We start from the raw sequence: 16,704 nt of genomic DNA, 5'->3' as shown, positions 1-16,704 counted from the left end.
ACATCCACGGACCGGGACATGATCACACCATCGCGTGAATCAGGGCGGAACGTGGGAACTTCCGCCGGTCTGCCTTCCGGGGCGCCGGCCGGGGGCGGGGGCGGGCGGGGTTCGCCGCCTCGTGGCGTGGGCGTTCAGCGTCTGACCTGGATCAGGGCGTGCGTCCCGCTCGTCCGCCAGCGCTGTTCCCCGCTCGCCACCAGCGCGGCCTCCGTGTCCGCGGTCAGACCGGTGATCACGTCGGACTTCAGGGTGCGCAGCGCGGCGACGGGACCGGGAAAGTAGGCGGTGGCGTCGGTGAAGGACGTGGTGGGCGGCCACCAGCGGTCGCCCACCAGGCGGCGGTAGTTCAGGTCGCCCTTGAGGACGGTGACCGTGGCCGCTGCGAAGTCCGCACGCAGGTCGCCGGGCATGTCCGCGTACGGCAGGGGGGCGCAGGAGAAGGGGTGGGCGCGGACGGTGACGCGGCCGTCGGTCAGCGCGGTCCACAGCCGGTCGCCGTACGCGGCGGCCGCGCCGCCCGCCGCGACGAGCCGGCGCAGCGCGTCGAGTACGTCGGCGGGCGTGGCGTCGGAGACGTAGTACGGATACGGCTTGACGTGCAGGACCGCCCGGTCGACGCGGCCCTGGCCGAGGAGGTGCGAGACGAGGAGCAGGTCGGGGACGAGCTCGCGGCCGGCGTTGTCGGCGACGAGGCACAAGGTGATCGGGCCCGTGGCGTTCGGGGCGGAGGCGCTCGTCCCGGCGGGCGGGAGCAGTGACCAGAGCGCGTCGCTGTCGTCGGCGACCAGGGCCCGCACCCGGTCCTTGGTGCCGGTGCCGCCGTCGCTGTCGGAGAGGCGGAAGCCGAGGTCCGCGCGGTTGCCCCAGAGCGAGCCGTGCAGCAGGGCCCGGGTCCGCTCGTCGGCGGGCAGGTCGGCGAGGTCGTCGAGCGCGGCGAGTTCCTCGTCCGTCTCCGGCGCGTCGAGCTCGGCGAGTTTGGCGGGCCGGAAGGGGTCGAGGCCCTCCCAGGCACCGGGGCCGAAGTAGCCGACGGCGTCGAGGAGCCGACGGTAGAAGTGGCTCTCCGCCCACAGCCAGGGCACGTCGAACCAGGACCGGCCGGCGTACGCGTCCAGCCCCCAGTCCGCCCAGCGGCGCCGGTCGCGGGCGTCGGCGTCGGCGGGCAGTGGCTCGATCACGCCGTCGGCACAGCTCGCGAGGAGGGCGTCGAGGGCGCGTTGCCGTTCGGGGTCGTAGGGGAACGCCTCCCGCACCTGCCGGATGATGGCGGGATGCCGCTCGGCCAGCACGCCGTGGGGGAAGGCTCCGGGCTCGTTGCCGAGGATGACGGGGGCGGGCTCGGACGAGGTGTCGGGCATGCGCCTCACCGTATCGCGCGGTGCGGGGCGGGAAGGGGAGCCGGCCGTGTGCCGGGGTGGGCCGCCCGCCTCGGATCAGGCCGCGCTCGCGTCCCGTTCCAGGCGGGCCGCGAGGGTGAGGTAGCGGGCGCGCCGGGTCACCGGCACCATGCCGCGGATCAGGATGTACCACATGCCGGCCAGGCGGCGGGGCTGCCGCGCGGCCGGTTCGAGGGTGCCGCTCACGACGCGGGTGCCGACGATGGAGCAGACGAGGGTGTGGGCGACGGAGTCGATGTCGATGTCCGGGTGCACGTCGGACTGCCTGACGGCGTCCAGGAGACGGGAGGAGGCTATCTCCCGCCACTCGGTGAAGGGATGCGGCAGCGGCGGCCGTACCGGCACTCCCCCGGTGGCGAGCCGCAGACCGGCCCGCAGTACCGGCCCCTCCTCGCACAGCCGGGCCATGCCGAACGTGAGCCGCATCAGCGCCTCCAGGGAGGTGTAGCCCCGGCCGTCGAGATCCGTCGCCAGCCGGCGCGAGGTCCTGGACTGGATCTCCATGATGGCGTTGGCGAGGTCCTCCTTCGCCGCGAAGTGGAAGTACAGGGCGCCCTTGGTGACTCCGGCGTGGGCCACGATCTCGCTGAGGCTGGTCGACTCGTAGCCGTGACGGTCGAACAGGTCGGCGGCAGCCCCGAGGATCGTCGCGCGGGTCTGCTCGGCGCGTATCTGCCTCGCCATCGGCTGATCTCTCCTGGGCTGGAACTCAACAGGCCGTGCCGCCTGTCTTAACCCCCTGTACACGATAACTCACCGTCAGATCAGCGCGCTTGCGGCCCCGTGGACCGCGGTCCGGCCCGCCCGTACGAGGCGCGGGCCGGACCCGGTCGGCCGGTTGGTTCCGGCCGGTTCCGTTCAGCTTCGTTCGGCTTCGTTCAGTTGACGTACACCGTTCCGGCCCCGTCGGTCACGGGGGCGTAGGTGGCGGTGAAGTACCCGTTGGCGAAGCAGAGTCCCGAGCCGGAGACCTTGGTGAAGTGCTGGTCGGCGAAGGCGATCGAGTTGGTGTCGTTGCTCGCCGTGCCGGACAGGCCGGGGGCCTCGTAGACGCAGTTGACGCTGCCGAGGAGGGTGCGCAGCGTGACCGTGGTCCGGACGGCGGAGCCGCTCGGCGGGGTGACGGTGACGGTGCCGTCCGAGGACACGGTGGTCGTGTAGGGCAGGTTGTCGACCCTGATCCCGGTGACGTCCATGACACCGACGACGTTGCTCGTACAGCTGTCGCTGTCGAAGGTGTGTGCGGTGAGTGACTCGGTGGCCGTACCGGGCGCGGTCGGGTTGTCGGTGACGGCGACGGTGAACTGCGAGGCCGTGCACGAGACGCCGCTGGTGCCGGTCGCGCTGGAGTGGAACGTGGCACTGCTGCCGCTCGCCAGGGACGCGGTGAGGGTGTCCCCGACCGCCACCGGCGCACCGCCGACGGCGCCGGTGGTGAGGACGGGGGTGTCGGCCGCCGGGGTGCCCGCGACGGCGGGGACCGCCGCGGAGAGGGTCAGCGCGGCGACGGACGCGGTGAGGGCGAGGAGAGTACGAGTGCGAGTACGCATGCGGCTACCTCTTCTTGGAAGTGGGGTTCGGTGAAGCAGGGGTGGGCCGGTCGCGGGGTGCGACCGGGCCGATGCGATGAGATTCCTGGGCGCGCCCAGGAGGTGGGCCGTGCCCAGAGGTGGGGCGTGCCCCGTTGGGGGCGGGGCCGGGTCCTGTCCACAGGACAGTCCCGGGGCCGGGAACGCGGACGGCGCCGCGGGAACGGATCCGGCGCCACGGATCCGGGAAATCAGGAAACAGGGGAAGTTGTAGACCTGACGGGCAGTCAACGTCAAGCGTTCGCACAGGAGTTGCCTCGAACTCGACGCGGATCATCGCGGATCACCGGGAGTGCCGGGCCGGAAACGCGACAGGTGGCACACGATCCCCACTCTTTACTCACAACTTGCTTGACCCTGCGCTGTAACCACCGGTAACTTCCCGATTGGCTACTGGTGCGTAACGTGAAAGCCCCGCACCCGCCGGGAGATGCCGGGAGACGTCCGCACCAGCCGCTGTCAGCACCAGCCGCTGTCCGCGCCAGGACGACGTGCCGCTCAAGAACGTGCCGCTCAAGAACGTGTAGCTGAAGCCCGATCCGCGTTCACTTTGCCTCTGGGAGCAGACATGGCCTCGTCCTCGGACGTCACCCCGTCCGCCGGCAACACCCCCGAACCCGAGAGCGGCCCGGAAGGCGTCTCCACGCCCCAAGCCGCCGACGCACCCACCAGACGCGGCCGGGTCAGGCTGCGCCGGGCCGCCGTGCTGGCGGTGCCGGCCGCCGCGGTCACCGCGGGCCTGGCGATCCTCACCGCCCAGGGTGCCTTGGGCGTGCAGTTCGCGATCTCCGGCATGCCGTTCACCGTCACCGCCACGGAGCTCGACGGCAAGGGGTTCGCCCAGTTCGGCGGCCTCGACAACATGGCCGAGGGCAGCCCGAACGCGGGTGACACCGGCGGTCAGGTGCTGGTCGTCACCTCCGTGATCAAGGAGGCCAAGCTCACCAAGCTGTGCCAGAGCGTCGACCTGGGCGGCACCAACCTGCTCATCACCGCGGGCGAAGGGGACACCAAGGTGTCCGCGAGTGATCTGACCACCGACTCGACGTTCCTGTCGGGCGACGCCTCCTTCAACAACATCGAGATCGGCAACGACGCCAGCACGCTGGACAAGGCCGGCCCGAAGGGCCGCGGGCCGATCGGCGTCTTCAGCCAGCAGGCCGACACCGTGCAGATCAAGAACCTGCGGCAGACCAACTACGCCACCACGGCCGCGGTGTTCAAACTGCCCGGCCTGAAGCTGCGCTTCAGCGGGTCGGGCTGCTGATGCCCCGCGACGGGCGGACGGGTTTCGGGGCCGGCTTCCGCCGCTGGCGCTCCGGCCGGCCGTTCTGGGGCGGGTTGCTGCTCACTCTGGCCGGGGCCGAGGTCCTGTTCACCATGAAGGCGTCGTTCGAAGTCGTGCTGCACGTCGGCATGCAGGGCGTGGCCGGCTACCTCCTGCCGGTCGTGATGCTGCTGTGCGGGTCGCTGACCCTGGTCAACCCCGCCCAGCGCCTCTTCTACTCGCTCATCGGCGTCCTGGCCTCCCTGGGCACGTGGGTCACCTCCAACCTGGGCGGGTTCCTCGTCGGTCTGCTCCTCGGCTGCGTCGGCAGCTGCCTGGTCTTCGGCTGGCTGCCCGACCAGGAGTCGCGCCGCGACCGCCGACGCCGCAGGAAGGCGGCCCGGGCCGCGCGGACGGCTCAACGGCCACTGGAACAACGGGCCGGCGAACCCGCCTGAAGCCACCGGGCCGCCCAACCCGGCACCCGGCCGTCGACACCCCTGCCATCCGGCCGTCGACGCCTTCGGCACCGGGCCACCCGGCGTCCGCGCCCCGGCACGCACCCGGAGCCGGACGCCGGGTTTCCACGCGCGCCTTCGCTCGTCCCGTTCATCACGATGCGGCACCGACAACTCACAACTGATCACTGGTCACTTGACTACCAGCCGTCACACACTGTTTGCTCCGGCCAGGCGAAGTACATCCGGTTGGCGCACCGACCAGCGGCTCCGGTCCACCTCGTCCCGTTCCTCCTGCTCGGCCGCACAGCGAGGTGCCCAACCCCCATGAGCACATCTGCCCCGCCCACCTACTCCCCCGGACCCCTGCGCGCCGCGGTTCTCGCCGCGGCCGTCTGTCTGCTGGCGGCCGGCTGTTCCGCCCTCGGCGGGGAGGAGGACGGCTCGGCCGCGGACGCCGCCGGCGGGTCCGGCGCCGGCCGGATGAAGATCGTCATGGTCACCCACGGCGGTGAGGGCGACGCCTTCTGGGACCGGGTGCGCAAGGGCGCCGAGGCGGCGGCCGCCAAGGACCGCGTCGACCTGACGTACGCCGGTGACGCCGACGCCGCCGACCAGGCCGGCCTGGTCCGGGACGCGATCCGCGACAAGGCCGACGGCATCGCCGTGACTCTGGCCAAACCGCAGGCGATGAAGGGGCCGATCGCCGAGGCCAAAGCGGCCGGCATCCCCGTGGTCGGGCTCAACTCCGGCATCGACGCCTGGCGGTCCGTCGGGCTCCTGGGATACTTCGGACAGGACGAGAGTGTCGCGGGCCGGGCCGTCGGCGACAAGCTGACCTCCCTGAAGGCCCGGCACGCCCTGTGCGTCATCCACGAGCGGGGCAACGTCGCGCTGGAGGCCCGCTGCGCCGGGGTGAAGAAGACCTTCAAGGGCGAGACCGAGATGCTCTACGTCGAGGGCACCGACATGAAGGCGGTGAACGCGGCCGTCACCGCACGGCTGCGGCAGGACTCCAGCATCGACGAAGTCATCATGAACGGCGCGGCGTTCGCCCTCACCGCGGTCGAATCGGTCGACGAGGCGGGCAGCGATGCCCACGTCGCCACCTTCGACCTCGACGAGGACCTCGTCGCCGCGGTCAAGCGCGGGGACGTGCAGTTCGCGGTGGACCAGCAGCCGTACCTGCAGGGCTATCTCGCGGTGGACGCGCTCTGGCTGTACCGCACCAACGGCAACGTCAGCGGTGGCGGAGTGGCACCCGTACTGACCGGTCCCGCGTTCGTGACCCGGACGAACGCCGACGCGGTCGCCGAGTACGCAGCGGGCGGCACCCGTTGACCAGGCACCGCGACCGCGGGCGCCCGTGCCCCTGCCGGCGCCTGTGGCCGCGCCCGCGCACAACCGCCCCCCTCCCCCACTGATCGCCTAGGACGACGATGTCTGCACGGACAGGTGCCCGGCGCCGCCTCGGCTCCATACGTCTCTCCCTGATCCTCCTGGCCCTGGTCCCCGGCGTCACCCTCGCCGCCGTGTGGGGGGTGACGACGATCCAGATGTTCTCGGAGGGCCTGCGGCTGCGCTCGCAGACGGAGCTGAGCCGCGACACCGGGGCCATGGGCACCGAGGCGGCGCTCGCGCTGCAGAAGGAGCGCAGTCTGTCGGCCGCCTGGCTGGCCGGGCCCGGCGGCGACCGGGCGGAACTGGACGCCCAGCGGAAGAGGACGGACCAGGCGGTCGCCCAGCTCGTCGGTGAGTCCGACGCGATCGAGCGCGCGCCCGCCCGGGTCTCGGACCGGCTGTACTCGGTGCTCGGCTCGGTGGGCAGCCTGGAGTACTACCGCAACCAGGTGGACGACCCCAGCGACATCACTCCCGAGCAGGCGCTCGACCAGTACACGTCGATCATCGACGAGCAGATCCACGCCTTCCAGGAACTCTCCCAGGTCGACGACGGCGACCTCACCTCTCAGGCCGGGCCGTTGGTCGCCCTCGAACACGCGGCGGAGCTGATCTCCCAGGAGAACGCCCGGCTCACCCTGGCCTGGCCCGCCGGCCGGATGGACGAGAAGCAGTGGGCGCAGTTCGCCCAGCTGGCCCACACCCGGCGCTGGCTCGTCCAGGACCAGATCGTCCCCTCCCTGACCGGCAGCGCGAAGGCGCACACCGAGCGGGTCCTCGCCAGTACCGAGTGGCAGACCCTGGAGGCCGTCGAGGACCAGGTGCTCGCGGCCCGCGCGGCGGACGGGGACGGGGACCGGGACGGCATGATCGTCCTGCCGGACTCGCGGCAGCGTTGGACCGCCGCGCTGGACACGGTCTCCGACCAGTACGAGGCACTGATCCGGCAGCAGACCGACGGACTGCTGGACCGCAGTGCCGACGAGGCGAGCGGGCTGCTGATCACGGCCGCCTCCCTCAGCGCGGGTGGCCTGGTCGCCCTGGTGCTCTGCGTCGTGATGTCCTGGCGCATCACCCGCTCGCTGTCCCGGCGGCTGCGCGGGCTGCGGCTCGCCACCCTGAGCCTGGCCGAGGAACGGCTGCCCGACGTGGTGGCCCGGCTGGAACGGGGCGAGAAGGTGGACGTGGAGTCGGCGACACCGCCGCTGGACTACGGACGGGACGAACTCGGCCAGGTCGCCCAGGCGTTCAACGCGGCGCAACGCACCGCCGTGCACACCGCCGTCGAACTCGCCGACACCCGGCGCGGCTTCCAGAAGGTGATCCTCGGCATCGCCCGGCAGAGCCAGAACCTCGTCAACATGCAGCTCGGCAAGCTGGACGCGCTGGAGCGCGAGCACACCGACCCGGAGATCCTCAAGGGCCTGTACGAACTGGACTCCACCGCCAGCCAGTTGCGCCGGTACGAGGAGAACCTCGTCATCATCAGCGGCGAGCAGCCCCGGCGCACCTGGCGCGAACCCGTCGCACTGGTCGACATTTTGCGCAGCGCCGTCGGCGAGGTCGCCGAGTACCAGCGCGTGGAAGTGCACACCGACGAGGAGGTGGCGCTCGCGCCGCCCGCCGTGGCCGACGTGATCCACCTGCTCGCCGAGCTCATCGACAACGCGACCGCCTACTCCCCCGCGCCCAACCCGGTCGGGGTGCGGGCGGCGATGGTGGCCAAGGGCCTGGCCGTCGAGATCGAGGACCGCGGGCTCGGCCTGTCGGAGGAGGACTACGCCTCGTTCAACGCCCATCTGGCGGTGCCCCCGCAGTTCGACGTGGTCGCGCTCGCCGACGACCTGCGGCTCGGCATGTTCGTCGTCGCCCGGCTCGCGCACCGGCACGGCATCACCGTCACGCTGCGCCCCTCCCCGTACGGCGGAGCCACGGCGATCGTGCTGATCCCGCACGACATCGTGGTGCGCGAGCCGGTCGACGCGGCCCACGGCGCGGACCCTGACGCGGCCCACGACGCGGATGGTACGGCGGCCCTCGGGGCGCCCAGCAACCCCGCGTCGCCGGTGCCTTCCTTGTCCTCCGCGTCTTCCGTGTCCTCCGTGTCCTCAGCCTCCGAGGGAGACCCCGTTCCCGCGAAGCGCCCCGTTCGGCCGGTGCGGTCCGTACCCGCGAGCCGGCCCGGCGCTCCCGCCCCCTCCGCGACCGCGTCCACGTCCGCCACCGAGCGGAACGGGCCGGCCCCGCTGCCCCGCCGGGTGCCGCAGACCAGCCTGGCCGCCGAACTGCGCGACGAGGACGCCGGCGCCGGCCAGGACGGCCCGGACGCTGTGCCCGACGACTACCCCGACTTCACGGCCGAGCGCGCCGCCTCGTCCCTCGCCGGTTTCCAACGCGGCACGCTGCGGGCCCAGGCCGCCGAAGCCGACGCCGACGCCGACGCCGACAGCACGAGTACGACGGGTACGGACGCCGACGACCAGGCACTCTCCTCCGCCGCCCCCTCGACACCGACCCCCGACCACCGACCGCCCACGAAGGACACGCGATGACCCGACCCTCCCCCGCCACGCACACCGAGCTGGACCAGCTGCTCACCGGACTCGTGGAGCGGGTCGCCGACGTGAGCCAGGCCGTGGTGCTCTCCGAGGACGGACTGGTCGTCAGCAAGTCCACCGGCTTCCCGCGCGACGACGCCGAGCGGCTGGCGGCGACCGCGTCGGGCCTGATGAGCCTGAGCAAGGGCGTCAGCATGGACTTCCGCGGCGGCCCGGTACGGCAGGCTCTCATCGAGATGGCCAACAGCTACCTGATCCTCAGCTCGGCGGGCCCCGGCGCCCACCTCGTCGTACTCACCGGCCCGAACGCCGACGTCGGTGTGGTCGCGTACCAGATGAACATGCTCGTGAAGAAGATCGGCGAGCACCTGAGCGCGGCACCGCGGGCCACCGCCGGCCCCGGCGAGTGACGTGACCGATGGCGACGCGGGGGGCCGGCTCGTACGGCCGTTCACCCTGACCGGCGGCCGGACCCGGCCCAGCCGCGCCGACTTCACCCTCATCACGACGGTGGCCGCGGTCGACCCGCAGCCCACCCGGGCAGCGCGACCGCAGCCCGAGCACCTGCGGATCCTGCGGCTGTGCGCCGAACCGCTCGCCGTGGCGGAGGTCGCGGCCCGCCTCGACCTGTCGGTGAGCGTGACCGTCATCCTGCTCTCGGACCTGCTGGAGGCCGGCCGGATCACCGCCCGGCCGCCGCGTCCCGTCTCCCGTGCCACCCCGGACCTGGACCTGCTGCAGAAAGTGAGGGACGGCCTTGGCCGGCTCTGACCGCGCCGCTGAGGCGCCCACGGCACCCGCACCCCCGGCCGCCGCCCCCGACGCCGTGAAGATCCTGATCGCCGGCGGTTTCGGCGTCGGCAAGACCACCATGGTCGGGTCGGTCAGCGAGATCGCCCCGCTGCGCACCGAGGAACCGCTGACCGCGGCGGGGCTGGACGTCGACGACCTCGCCGGCATCGAGGAGAAGCGGGCCACGACCGTGGCCCTGGACTTCGGGCGTATCACCATCGGCCGGGAACTGGTGCTGTACCTCTTCGGCACGCCCGGTCAGCAGCGGTTCTGGTTCATGTGGAACGACCTGTCGATCGGGGCCCTCGGAGCCGTCGTGCTGGTCGACGTCCGCAGGCCCGAGTCGAGCTTCGCCGCCATCGACTTCTTCGAGCGGCGGGGTATCCCGTTCGTCGTCGGCGTCAACGGCTTCCACGGGCGGCATCCGTATCCGGCCGACGAGATCCGGGAGGCGCTGGCGCTGCCGCCGCACGTTCAGGTGCTGCTGTGCGACGCGCGGGAACGGGCTTCCAGCCGCGACGTCCTCATCGCCCTGATCGACCAGCTGATCGACGCCGCGACCGGGGCCGCGGCGTCGTGAGGGGCGTACGGCGGGTCAGACCAGACCCGCCGACCCGAGCCACTCCTTGGCCACGTCCAGCGGGTCCTTCTTGTCCAGCTGGACCTGCGCGTCCAGGTCGAGGAGCGTCTTCGTGTCCAGCTTGGCGGAGACCGCGTTGAGCGTGTCGACGCCCTCCTGGGACAGCCCCTCCTTGTGGACCAGCGGGGTGACGTTCGCGTACCCGAAGAGGTTCTCCGGGTCCTTCAGGACGACGAACTTCTCCTTGATGATGGTCGGGTCGGTGGTGAAGATGTCCGCCGCCTGCACGGTGTTCTTGGTCAGCGCCGACTGGGTCAGCGGGCCGCCCGCGTCGAGCGCCTTGAAGGACTCGAACTTCAGGCCGTACACGGACTCCAGGCCCTTCAGCCCCTGCTGCCGGGTCTGGAACTCGGGCGAACCGCCGATCACCAGGTCCGGTGCGATGTCCTTGAGGTCGGCGAGGGTCGACTCGGCGGTGAGGCCGTGCTTCTTCGCCGTCTCGGCGTTGACGCTGACCGAGTCCTTGTTCTCGGCCGGCGACGACTCCAGCAGCGTCAGTTTCTTGTCGAGCTTCGCCTTGGCCGCCGTGTTGACCGCCTCGGTGGACTTCTGCTCGGCATCGGGGTCGAGGTAGGCCAGCAGCGCGCCGTTGTACTCCGGCAGCACCGTGACCGAGCCGTTCTTCATCAGGCCGTAGGTCGTCTCGCGGCTGCCGATGTTGTGCTTGTAGGTGACCTTGAGGCCCTTGGCCTTGAGCGCCTCGCCGTAGATGTCGGCGAGCAGGGTGCTCTCGGCGAAGTTGTTCGAGCCGACGACGACCGTGCCGGCCTCCGCCTTCTCTCCGGCGAGGGGGTTGTCGGAGGTTTCATCGGAGGAGGAACAGCCCGCGAGCAGCGCCGCAGCGGCGGTGAGCGCGACGGCCGCCGCACCGGTGTGCCTCGTCCTGGACCTGCTGCTCTTCGCGGTAGAAGTCATCCACCGATCCAAACGAGCCACTTGTCGGTCAGTCAAGAACGGCCTGGTTACGGTTTCTTTCACAACTGTGTTCGAAGCCGTCTCCGGTCTCAGCGCCTGCGCACCCCCGGCGACACCGCCAGTCGTTCCGCCGCCCAGAACACCGCGAGCGTGACGAGCGCCAGGAGCGCCACCAGAGTGGCGCCGCCGACCACCTTCTCGTAGTTCCGCTGGTAGAGCCCGTCGATGATGTACCGGCCGATCCCGCCGAGACTGACGTACGCGGCGATGGTCGCCGTCGACACGACCTGGATGGCGGCCGAGCGCAGTCCGCTGAGGACCAGCGGCAGGGCGACCGGCAGTTCGACCCGGAAGAGGATGCTCGACTCGCGCATGCCCATGCCTCGCGCGGCGTCCACCGGGGAGGGGTCGACCGAGCGGACCGCCTCGTAGGTGGTCACCAGGATCGGCGGGATCGCGAGCACGACCAGCGGGATCATCACGGGCAGCAGGCCGATGCCGACCACGACGGCGATCAGCACCAGCAGCCCGAAGCTGGGCAGGGCGCGGGCGGCGGTGGCGACGAGGGCGACGGCGTTTCCGCCGCGCCCGGTGTGTCCGGTCAGCAGCCCGACGGGCAGGCCGATCGCGGCGGCGAGGCCGAGGGCCATCAGCGTGTACTGGACGTGCTCCAGGAGGCGCTGCGGGATGCCGTCGTAGCCGTGCCAGTGGGCGCCGTCGCTGAAGAAGGCGTTGACGAAGTTGAGTACGTTCACCGGGCAGCCGCCTTCTCCGGTTCGGGCCGCTCCCGCCGTACGACGGCCTGTCGCACGGCGGTCTGCTTCGGGCGTTGCCGCTTGCCCCGCGGCATCCAGGGCGTCAGCAGGTTCCGGACCAGGACGAGTGCCGCGTCGCACAGGATCGCCAGTACGGCGGTGGTGAGGACGGAGTTCACCGCCAGCTCGGGACGGCCGTACTTCTGCGCGTCCGCGAGCAGGTTGCCGAGGGCGCCCTGGTTGCCGATGAGGGCGCCGACGCTGACCAGGGAGATGCTGGAGGACACGGCCACCCGGAGCCCGGCGAGGATCGCGGGCACGGCGATCGGCAACTGCACCTGCAGGTACCGCCGTACGGGCCCGAAGCCCATGGCCGTGGAGGCGGCCAGGGTCTCCTGGGGCACCGACCGCACGCCGTCGACGATCGCCGGGACGAGCACCACCAGGCTGTACACGGCCAGCGGGATCATCACCGTCAGCTCGGTCTGGCCGGTGTAGTCGATGAGGACGACGAAGACCGCCAGCGACGGCACGGCGTAGAACACGGTGGTCACGCCGAGCACGGGCGGGTACAGCCAGCGGAAGCGCACACAGAGCTGGGCGATGGGCAGCGCGAGCAGCAGCCCGGCCAGGACCGGCAGCAGCGCCTCGCGCAGGTGCAGCCCGATCAGCCCGAAGTAGGTGTTGTCGAGGTCGCTGGGGATGTCGAAGAAGCCGTTCACGGGCCGACCTTCGTGACGCCGGCCGACCCTGAGGACTGCCCGTCGTCGTCCTGTGCGTCGTGGTCCTGCCCGTCGTCCTGTGCGTCGTGGTCCTGCCCGTCGTCCTGTGCGTCGTGGTCCTGTGCGTCGTGGTCCTGCCCGTCGTCCTGTGCGCCGCCGGCCTGCCCGCCGTCGTCCTGCCCGCCGTCGTCCTGCGGGGCGGTCGCCCGCGGGGTCGCGGGCTCCCCGGCGCCGTGGGCCGTGCGGATCGCCTCGCCGATGGTCTGCTGGGAGACGACGCCCGCCACCCGCCCGTCGGCGTCCACGGCGACGGCCCAGCCGGTGGGTGAGAGCACGGCGCAGTCGAGGGCGGCCCGCAGCGAGTCGGTGCCGGGTACGAACGGCCGCCCGTACGACAGCAGCCCCTCCCCAGCGATGTCCCCGGCGGTCAGGTCCCGCGGCTCGGCCCAGCCCAGCGGCCTGCCGTCCGCGTCGGTCACCAGCAGGTAGGGGGTGTCGGACGCGGCGAGCCGCTCGGCCGTGGCGTCGGCGCCGACGACCGGACCGGTCGTCAGCTCCAGGCCCGCGGAAGAGAAGAAGGACAGCCGCCGGATACCGCGGTCGGCGCCGAGGAAGTCCTCGACGAAGTCGTCCGCGGGGTCCGACAGCAGCTCGGCGGGCGGCGCGAACTGGGCGAGCCGGCCACCGGTGCGCATCACCGCGACCATGGTGCCCAGTTTGATGGCCTCGTCGATGTCGTGCGTGACGAAGACGATGGTCTTGCCCAGCTCGTCCTGGATGCGCAGGAGTTCGTCCTGGAGTCCCTTGCGGACCACCGGGTCGACGGCGGAGAACGGCTCGTCCATGAGCAGTACGGGCGGGTCGGCGGCGAGCGCCCGCGCCACGCCGACGCGCTGCTGCTGGCCGCCGGAGAGCTGGTACGGGTACCGCTTGCCGAGGGAGGCGTCGAGCCCCACCCGCTCCATCAGCTCGGCCGCCCGTTCGCGGGACTTCTGCTTGCCCCAGCCGATCATGCGGGGCACGGTGGCGATGTTGTCGATGATCGTCCGGTGCTGGAAGAGCCCGGCGTTCTGGATGACGTACCCCATCGACCGGCGCAGCGTGGTGAGCGGCTGCCGCTGGAGGTCCGCGCCGTCGAGGAGGATGGTGCCCTCGGTGGGCTCGACCATCCTGTTGATCATCCGCAGGGTCGTCGTCTTGCCGCAGCCCGAGGGTCCGACGAGGACCGTGATCGAGCGGTCGGGTATCTCCAACGACAGCCGGTCGACCGCCACGGTGCCGTCCGGGTACCGCTTGGTGACTGAATCCATCCGTATCAAAACGCCGAATACCCTTCGGGTGGGCGGGAAGTTCTGGCCAGGTCGCTACGGTCGTTGCCGGGAGAGTCTAGACGTCCGGTGTCGCGGGACCGTGGCGACCGTGTCCGTCTCGGCGAGGGTCTGCGCCACGACGGTGAGGCTGAGCGGCCCGGTCGCCGGACGCCCGGTGCGCCCGTCGATGTGGTCGCCGTGCTCCCTGTCGTTTTCCTGTCGGGCGGCTGACAAGTAGCTGTCGATCTCGGTGCGGCGGTCTCCGCGGTATGGGGTGCGGGCGGCCGGTGGCGCACTATGAGCGGGTGGAAAAGGTACGGCTTCTCGTGGTGGACGACGACCCGCCCATCGCCGATCTCGTGGCCACCGTCGCCCGCTACGAGGGCTGGGAGGCGGTCACCGCCAACTCCGGCGAACAGGCGCTGCGGCTGGCCGCCGGGTTCCGGCCGGACATCGTGGTGCTCGACCTGATGCTGCCGGACGTCGACGGCTTCGGTGTCCTGGAGCGGCTGCGCCGCTCGGGCACCATGGTGCCGGTGGTGTTCCTCACCGCGCGCGACGGCGTGGCCGACCGGGTGGCGGGACTGACCCGGGGCGGGGACGACTATCTGGTCAAGCCGTTCGCGGTGGAGGAGCTGATGGCCCGGCTGCGGACCGTGCTGCGGCGCACCGCCGGGCCGGGTTTCCAGCGGTCGGTGCTGCGGGTGGCGGATCTGACGATGGACGAGGACGCCCGTGAGGTGCGCCGGGGTGAGCGGCGGCTGTCGCTGACCCCGACCGAGTACGAGGTGCTGCGCTATCTGATGCGCAAGTCGCCGGCCGTGCTGACCAAGGCTCAGATCCTCGACCATGTGTGGGAGTACGGCTTCGGCGGCCGGTCCAACGTCGTGGAACTGGTCGTCAGCCGACTGCGCCGCAAGCTCGACGACACGAAGGATACGAACGACACGAAGGACACGGACGACGCCGGTGGGCCGCTGATCCAGACGGTGCGGGGCTTCGGGTACGTGATCCGGCAGGCGGCCCGGTGATACGACGGTGGTGGCGTGCCTATCGGGCGCTGCGGCTCGGGACCCGGCTGGCGCTGGGCCTGGGGGTGCTGTCGCTGGTGGTGTTCGCCGTGGTCGGGACCGTGCTGACCGCGTACATGCGGGACTATCTGGAACGGCAGCTGGCCGACCAGATGAAGCTGGTGCAGGTCGTGCAGTCCAAGGACGCGGCGACGCACGGCACGGTGCGGCGCAAGCCGTACTACGGCTGGTACACGGCCGTGTACGACGTCTCCGGCGGCTCGGCGGACCTGCGCACGCCCGCCGAGGTGCCGGCGGACAGCCGCGCGCTGACCGCCCTCGCGCGGACGATGGCACGCTCGGACGAGGACCTGACCCGCACCGTGCGGATCGGCGGGCACGGCCCCTACCTGCTGCGGGCCTGCGAGGTCGAGCCCGGGGTGGTGCTGGTCAGCGCCGCGCCCATGGGTGACGTCGAGGACACCGTGGATCAGCTGATCACGGTGCAGGTCGTCGCCTTCGGTCTCGCGCTGCTGGCGCTGGTGGTGTTCGGGCGGCGGATGCTGCGGCGCGGGCTGAAACCGCTGAGCGACATGGCGAGCACCGCGCACGGCATCACCTCGCACGACCTGACCGAGTCGGCCGCCCGGCTGCCGCTGCGCGTGGACGGGCGGGACGGCGGGCGGGAGGTGGCGGAGCTGCGGACCGCGTTCAACACGATGCTGGAGCACATCGACGACTCGCTGGCGGTGCGTGCCCGGGCCGAGCAGCGGCTGCGCCGGTTCGTCGCGGACGCCTCGCACGAGCTGCGCACCCCGCTGATGTCCGTACGGGGCTACGCCGACCTGTTCCAGTACGCGGCGGCCAACGAGCCCGGGGAACGGGAGCGGCACCTGGCCCGGCTGCGCGCCGAGGCGGCCCGGATGGGTGTGCTCCTGGACGACCTGCTGCTGCTCGCCCGGCTGGACGCGGCCGAGGTGGAGGCGCCGCTGCGCTGGGAGGACGCGGATCTGACAGAGCTGGTACGGCAGGCCGCCGACGCCTTCCGCGCCGGTCACCCGGAGCATCCGCTGACGGTGACGACCGGGCCCGCGGTGGTGCAGCTGCGTCTGGACCCGCGGCGGATCCGGCAGGTGCTCGACAACCTGCTCACCAACGCGGCCGTGCACACCCCGCCCGGCACGAAGGTCTCGGTCACCGTCTCCTGCCCGGCCGACGCGGTCCGGGTGGCGGTCGCCGACACGGGGCCGGGCATCCCGGTGGCCGACCGGGAACGGATCTTCGACCGCTTCTACCGCGTCGACAAGGCCCGCAGCCGCGACCGCGGCGGCAGCGGGCTGGGCCTCGCCGTCGCCGGTTCGCTGGTGCGGGCACATGGCGGCACGATCGAGCTGGGCGGCGAACCGGGCGCGACGGTGTTCACCGTGACGCTCCCGGTCGCCCCCCGACCGGCCGCCGCGCTCTGAACGGCGGGTTCAGCCCTCCGTGGGCGCCAGCCGCAGCGAGACGCTGTTGATGCAGTACCGCTGGTCGGTCGGGGTCGGATACCCCTCGCCCTTGAACACGTGCCCGAGGTGCGACCCGCACCGGGCGCACCGCACCTCCGTGCGCACCATTCCGTGCGACCGGTCCTCGATCAGCTCGACCGCGTCGGTGTCCTTCGGGTCGAAGAAGGACGGCCAGCCGCAGTGCGACTCGAACTTGGTCGTGGAGGTGAACAGGTCCGCACCGCAGCCGCGACAGGAGTAGACGCCCTCGGTCTTGGTGTCGGTGTACTCACCGGTGAAGGCGGGTTCCGTGGCGGCCTGGCGCAGGACGGCGTACTCGGCCGGTGCCAGTTCCGCGCGCCACTGCTCGTCCGGCTTCTCGACGTCGTACGACATGAAT

Annotated in this window: 17 protein-coding genes and 1 pseudogene; 9 read left to right on the top strand and 9 right to left on the bottom strand. The window is 71.7% G+C overall.

From position 1 onward, the window contains the following. Positions 1-134: 134 nt before the first annotated feature. The 3 genes from QC283_RS28130 to QC283_RS28120 all read right to left on the bottom strand — a co-directional run bounded on the left by QC283_RS28130 (position 135) and on the right by QC283_RS28120 (position 2,950). Complete coding sequence (locus QC283_RS28130; RefSeq protein ID WP_279564504.1) at positions 135-1,361, bottom strand: damage-control phosphatase ARMT1 family protein; 1,227 nt, start codon at positions 1,359-1,361, stop codon at positions 135-137. A gap of 75 nt (positions 1,362-1,436) precedes the next feature. After that, positions 1,437-2,084 carry a ScbR family autoregulator-binding transcription factor gene (locus QC283_RS28125; protein ID WP_279564503.1) on the bottom strand — a complete coding sequence of 216 codons (648 nt, stop codon included), beginning with the start codon at positions 2,082-2,084 and terminating at the stop codon, positions 1,437-1,439. A gap of 194 nt (positions 2,085-2,278) precedes the next feature. Then, complete coding sequence (locus QC283_RS28120; RefSeq protein ID WP_279564502.1) at positions 2,279-2,950, bottom strand: Tat pathway signal sequence domain protein; 672 nt, start codon at positions 2,948-2,950, stop codon at positions 2,279-2,281. 607 nt (positions 2,951-3,557) lie between these two features. Between QC283_RS28120 and QC283_RS28115 the strand changes: the two genes are divergently transcribed. From QC283_RS28115 to QC283_RS28085, 7 genes are all read left to right on the top strand, one after another. After that, complete coding sequence (locus QC283_RS28115) at positions 3,558-4,256, top strand: DUF6230 family protein (protein ID WP_279564501.1); 699 nt, start codon at positions 3,558-3,560, stop codon at positions 4,254-4,256. Continuing rightward, positions 4,256-4,714: a DUF6114 domain-containing protein gene (locus QC283_RS28110; protein WP_279564500.1), complete on the top strand. Its 459-nt coding sequence runs from the start codon at positions 4,256-4,258 to the stop codon at positions 4,712-4,714. Before QC283_RS28115 ends, QC283_RS28110 begins: the two co-directional genes overlap by 1 nt. Before the next feature lie 327 nt (positions 4,715-5,041). After that, positions 5,042-6,055, top strand: a complete 1,014-nt coding sequence (locus tag QC283_RS28105) for a substrate-binding domain-containing protein (protein ID WP_279564499.1) — start codon at positions 5,042-5,044, stop codon at positions 6,053-6,055. A 98-nt stretch (positions 6,056-6,153) separates the two neighbouring features. Continuing rightward, entirely contained in the window at positions 6,154-8,667 is a 2,514-nt protein-coding gene (locus QC283_RS28100; RefSeq protein WP_279564498.1) for a sensor histidine kinase, read from the top strand. Continuing rightward, a complete protein-coding gene (locus QC283_RS28095; RefSeq protein WP_279564497.1) occupies positions 8,664-9,083 on the top strand; it encodes a roadblock/LC7 domain-containing protein in 420 nt (139 codons plus the stop codon). Before QC283_RS28100 ends, QC283_RS28095 begins: the two co-directional genes overlap by 4 nt. A 1-nt stretch (position 9,084) precedes the next feature. Continuing rightward, positions 9,085-9,444 (top strand): DUF742 domain-containing protein, encoded by a 360-nt coding sequence (locus QC283_RS28090; protein ID WP_279564496.1) that lies wholly within the window; start codon positions 9,085-9,087, stop codon positions 9,442-9,444. Continuing rightward, positions 9,431-10,045: a GTP-binding protein gene (locus QC283_RS28085; protein WP_279564495.1), complete on the top strand. Its 615-nt coding sequence runs from the start codon at positions 9,431-9,433 to the stop codon at positions 10,043-10,045. Before QC283_RS28090 ends, QC283_RS28085 begins: the two co-directional genes overlap by 14 nt. A gap of 15 nt (positions 10,046-10,060) precedes the next feature. On the opposite strand, the gene QC283_RS28080 is transcribed toward QC283_RS28085, so the two are convergent. The 5 genes and pseudogenes from QC283_RS28080 to QC283_RS28060 all read right to left on the bottom strand — a co-directional run. Further along, positions 10,061-11,020 (bottom strand): ABC transporter substrate-binding protein, encoded by a 960-nt coding sequence (locus tag QC283_RS28080; protein ID WP_279564494.1) that lies wholly within the window; start codon positions 11,018-11,020, stop codon positions 10,061-10,063. 89 nt (positions 11,021-11,109) lie between these two features. Then, positions 11,110-11,775, bottom strand: a complete 666-nt coding sequence (locus tag QC283_RS28075; protein ID WP_279564493.1) for an ABC transporter permease — start codon at positions 11,773-11,775, stop codon at positions 11,110-11,112. Then, positions 11,772-12,497, bottom strand: a complete 726-nt coding sequence (locus tag QC283_RS28070) for an ABC transporter permease (protein WP_279564492.1) — start codon at positions 12,495-12,497, stop codon at positions 11,772-11,774. Before QC283_RS28070 ends, QC283_RS28075 begins: the two co-directional genes overlap by 4 nt. Continuing rightward, positions 12,494-13,807, bottom strand: a complete 1,314-nt coding sequence (locus QC283_RS28065) for an ABC transporter ATP-binding protein (RefSeq protein ID WP_279564491.1) — start codon at positions 13,805-13,807, stop codon at positions 12,494-12,496. Before QC283_RS28065 ends, QC283_RS28070 begins: the two co-directional genes overlap by 4 nt. A gap of 99 nt (positions 13,808-13,906) precedes the next feature. Continuing rightward, positions 13,907-14,011 (bottom strand): annotated as a pseudogene (locus QC283_RS28060) (FAD:protein FMN transferase); the annotation flags it as partial. Positions 14,012-14,076: 65 nt separating this feature from the next. On the opposite strand from QC283_RS28060, the gene QC283_RS28055 reads away from it, so the two are divergent. Together QC283_RS28055 and QC283_RS28050 are read left to right on the top strand one after the other, a co-directional pair. Further along, positions 14,077-14,838, top strand: coding sequence for a response regulator transcription factor (locus QC283_RS28055; RefSeq protein WP_279564490.1), 762 nt, complete (start codon positions 14,077-14,079; stop codon positions 14,836-14,838). Continuing rightward, on the top strand, positions 14,835-16,283 hold the full coding sequence (locus QC283_RS28050) for a sensor histidine kinase (RefSeq protein WP_279564489.1): 1,449 nt from the start codon (positions 14,835-14,837) through the stop codon (positions 16,281-16,283). The genes QC283_RS28055 and QC283_RS28050 overlap by 4 nt, the downstream gene beginning before the upstream one ends. Positions 16,284-16,292: 9 nt before the next feature. On the opposite strand, the gene msrB is transcribed toward QC283_RS28050, so the two are convergent. Then, entirely contained in the window at positions 16,293-16,700 is a 408-nt protein-coding gene (gene msrB / locus QC283_RS28045) for a peptide-methionine (R)-S-oxide reductase MsrB (RefSeq protein ID WP_279564488.1), read from the bottom strand. Positions 16,701-16,704 lie beyond the last annotated feature (4 nt).

Source organism: Streptomyces sp. DH41 (assembly GCF_029813785.1).
Lineage (GTDB): Bacteria > Actinomycetota > Actinomycetes > Streptomycetales > Streptomycetaceae > Streptomyces.
The sequence above is the reverse complement of the archived record's forward strand: the minus strand, read 5'-3'. Positions and strand labels throughout refer to the sequence as shown.

Coding starts and splice junctions, on each gene's coding strand:
- QC283_RS28125 (WP_279564503.1), bottom strand. CDS start 2,084: ATGGCGAGGCAGATACGCGCCGAGCAGACCCGCGCGACGATCCTCGGG.
- msrB (WP_279564488.1), bottom strand. CDS start 16,700: ATGTCGTACGACGTCGAGAAGCCGGACGAGCAGTGGCGCGCGGAACTG.
- QC283_RS28130 (WP_279564504.1), bottom strand. CDS start 1,361: ATGCCCGACACCTCGTCCGAGCCCGCCCCCGTCATCCTCGGCAACGAG.
- QC283_RS28110 (WP_279564500.1), top strand. CDS start 4,256: ATGCCCCGCGACGGGCGGACGGGTTTCGGGGCCGGCTTCCGCCGCTGG.
- QC283_RS28115 (WP_279564501.1), top strand. CDS start 3,558: ATGGCCTCGTCCTCGGACGTCACCCCGTCCGCCGGCAACACCCCCGAA.
- QC283_RS28055 (WP_279564490.1), top strand. CDS start 14,077: ATGGGGTGCGGGCGGCCGGTGGCGCACTATGAGCGGGTGGAAAAGGTA.
- QC283_RS28095 (WP_279564497.1), top strand. CDS start 8,664: ATGACCCGACCCTCCCCCGCCACGCACACCGAGCTGGACCAGCTGCTC.
- QC283_RS28080 (WP_279564494.1), bottom strand. CDS start 11,020: ATGACTTCTACCGCGAAGAGCAGCAGGTCCAGGACGAGGCACACCGGT.
- QC283_RS28105 (WP_279564499.1), top strand. CDS start 5,042: ATGAGCACATCTGCCCCGCCCACCTACTCCCCCGGACCCCTGCGCGCC.
- QC283_RS28100 (WP_279564498.1), top strand. CDS start 6,154: ATGTCTGCACGGACAGGTGCCCGGCGCCGCCTCGGCTCCATACGTCTC.
- QC283_RS28065 (WP_279564491.1), bottom strand. CDS start 13,807: ATGGATTCAGTCACCAAGCGGTACCCGGACGGCACCGTGGCGGTCGAC.
- QC283_RS28120 (WP_279564502.1), bottom strand. CDS start 2,950: ATGCGTACTCGCACTCGTACTCTCCTCGCCCTCACCGCGTCCGTCGCC.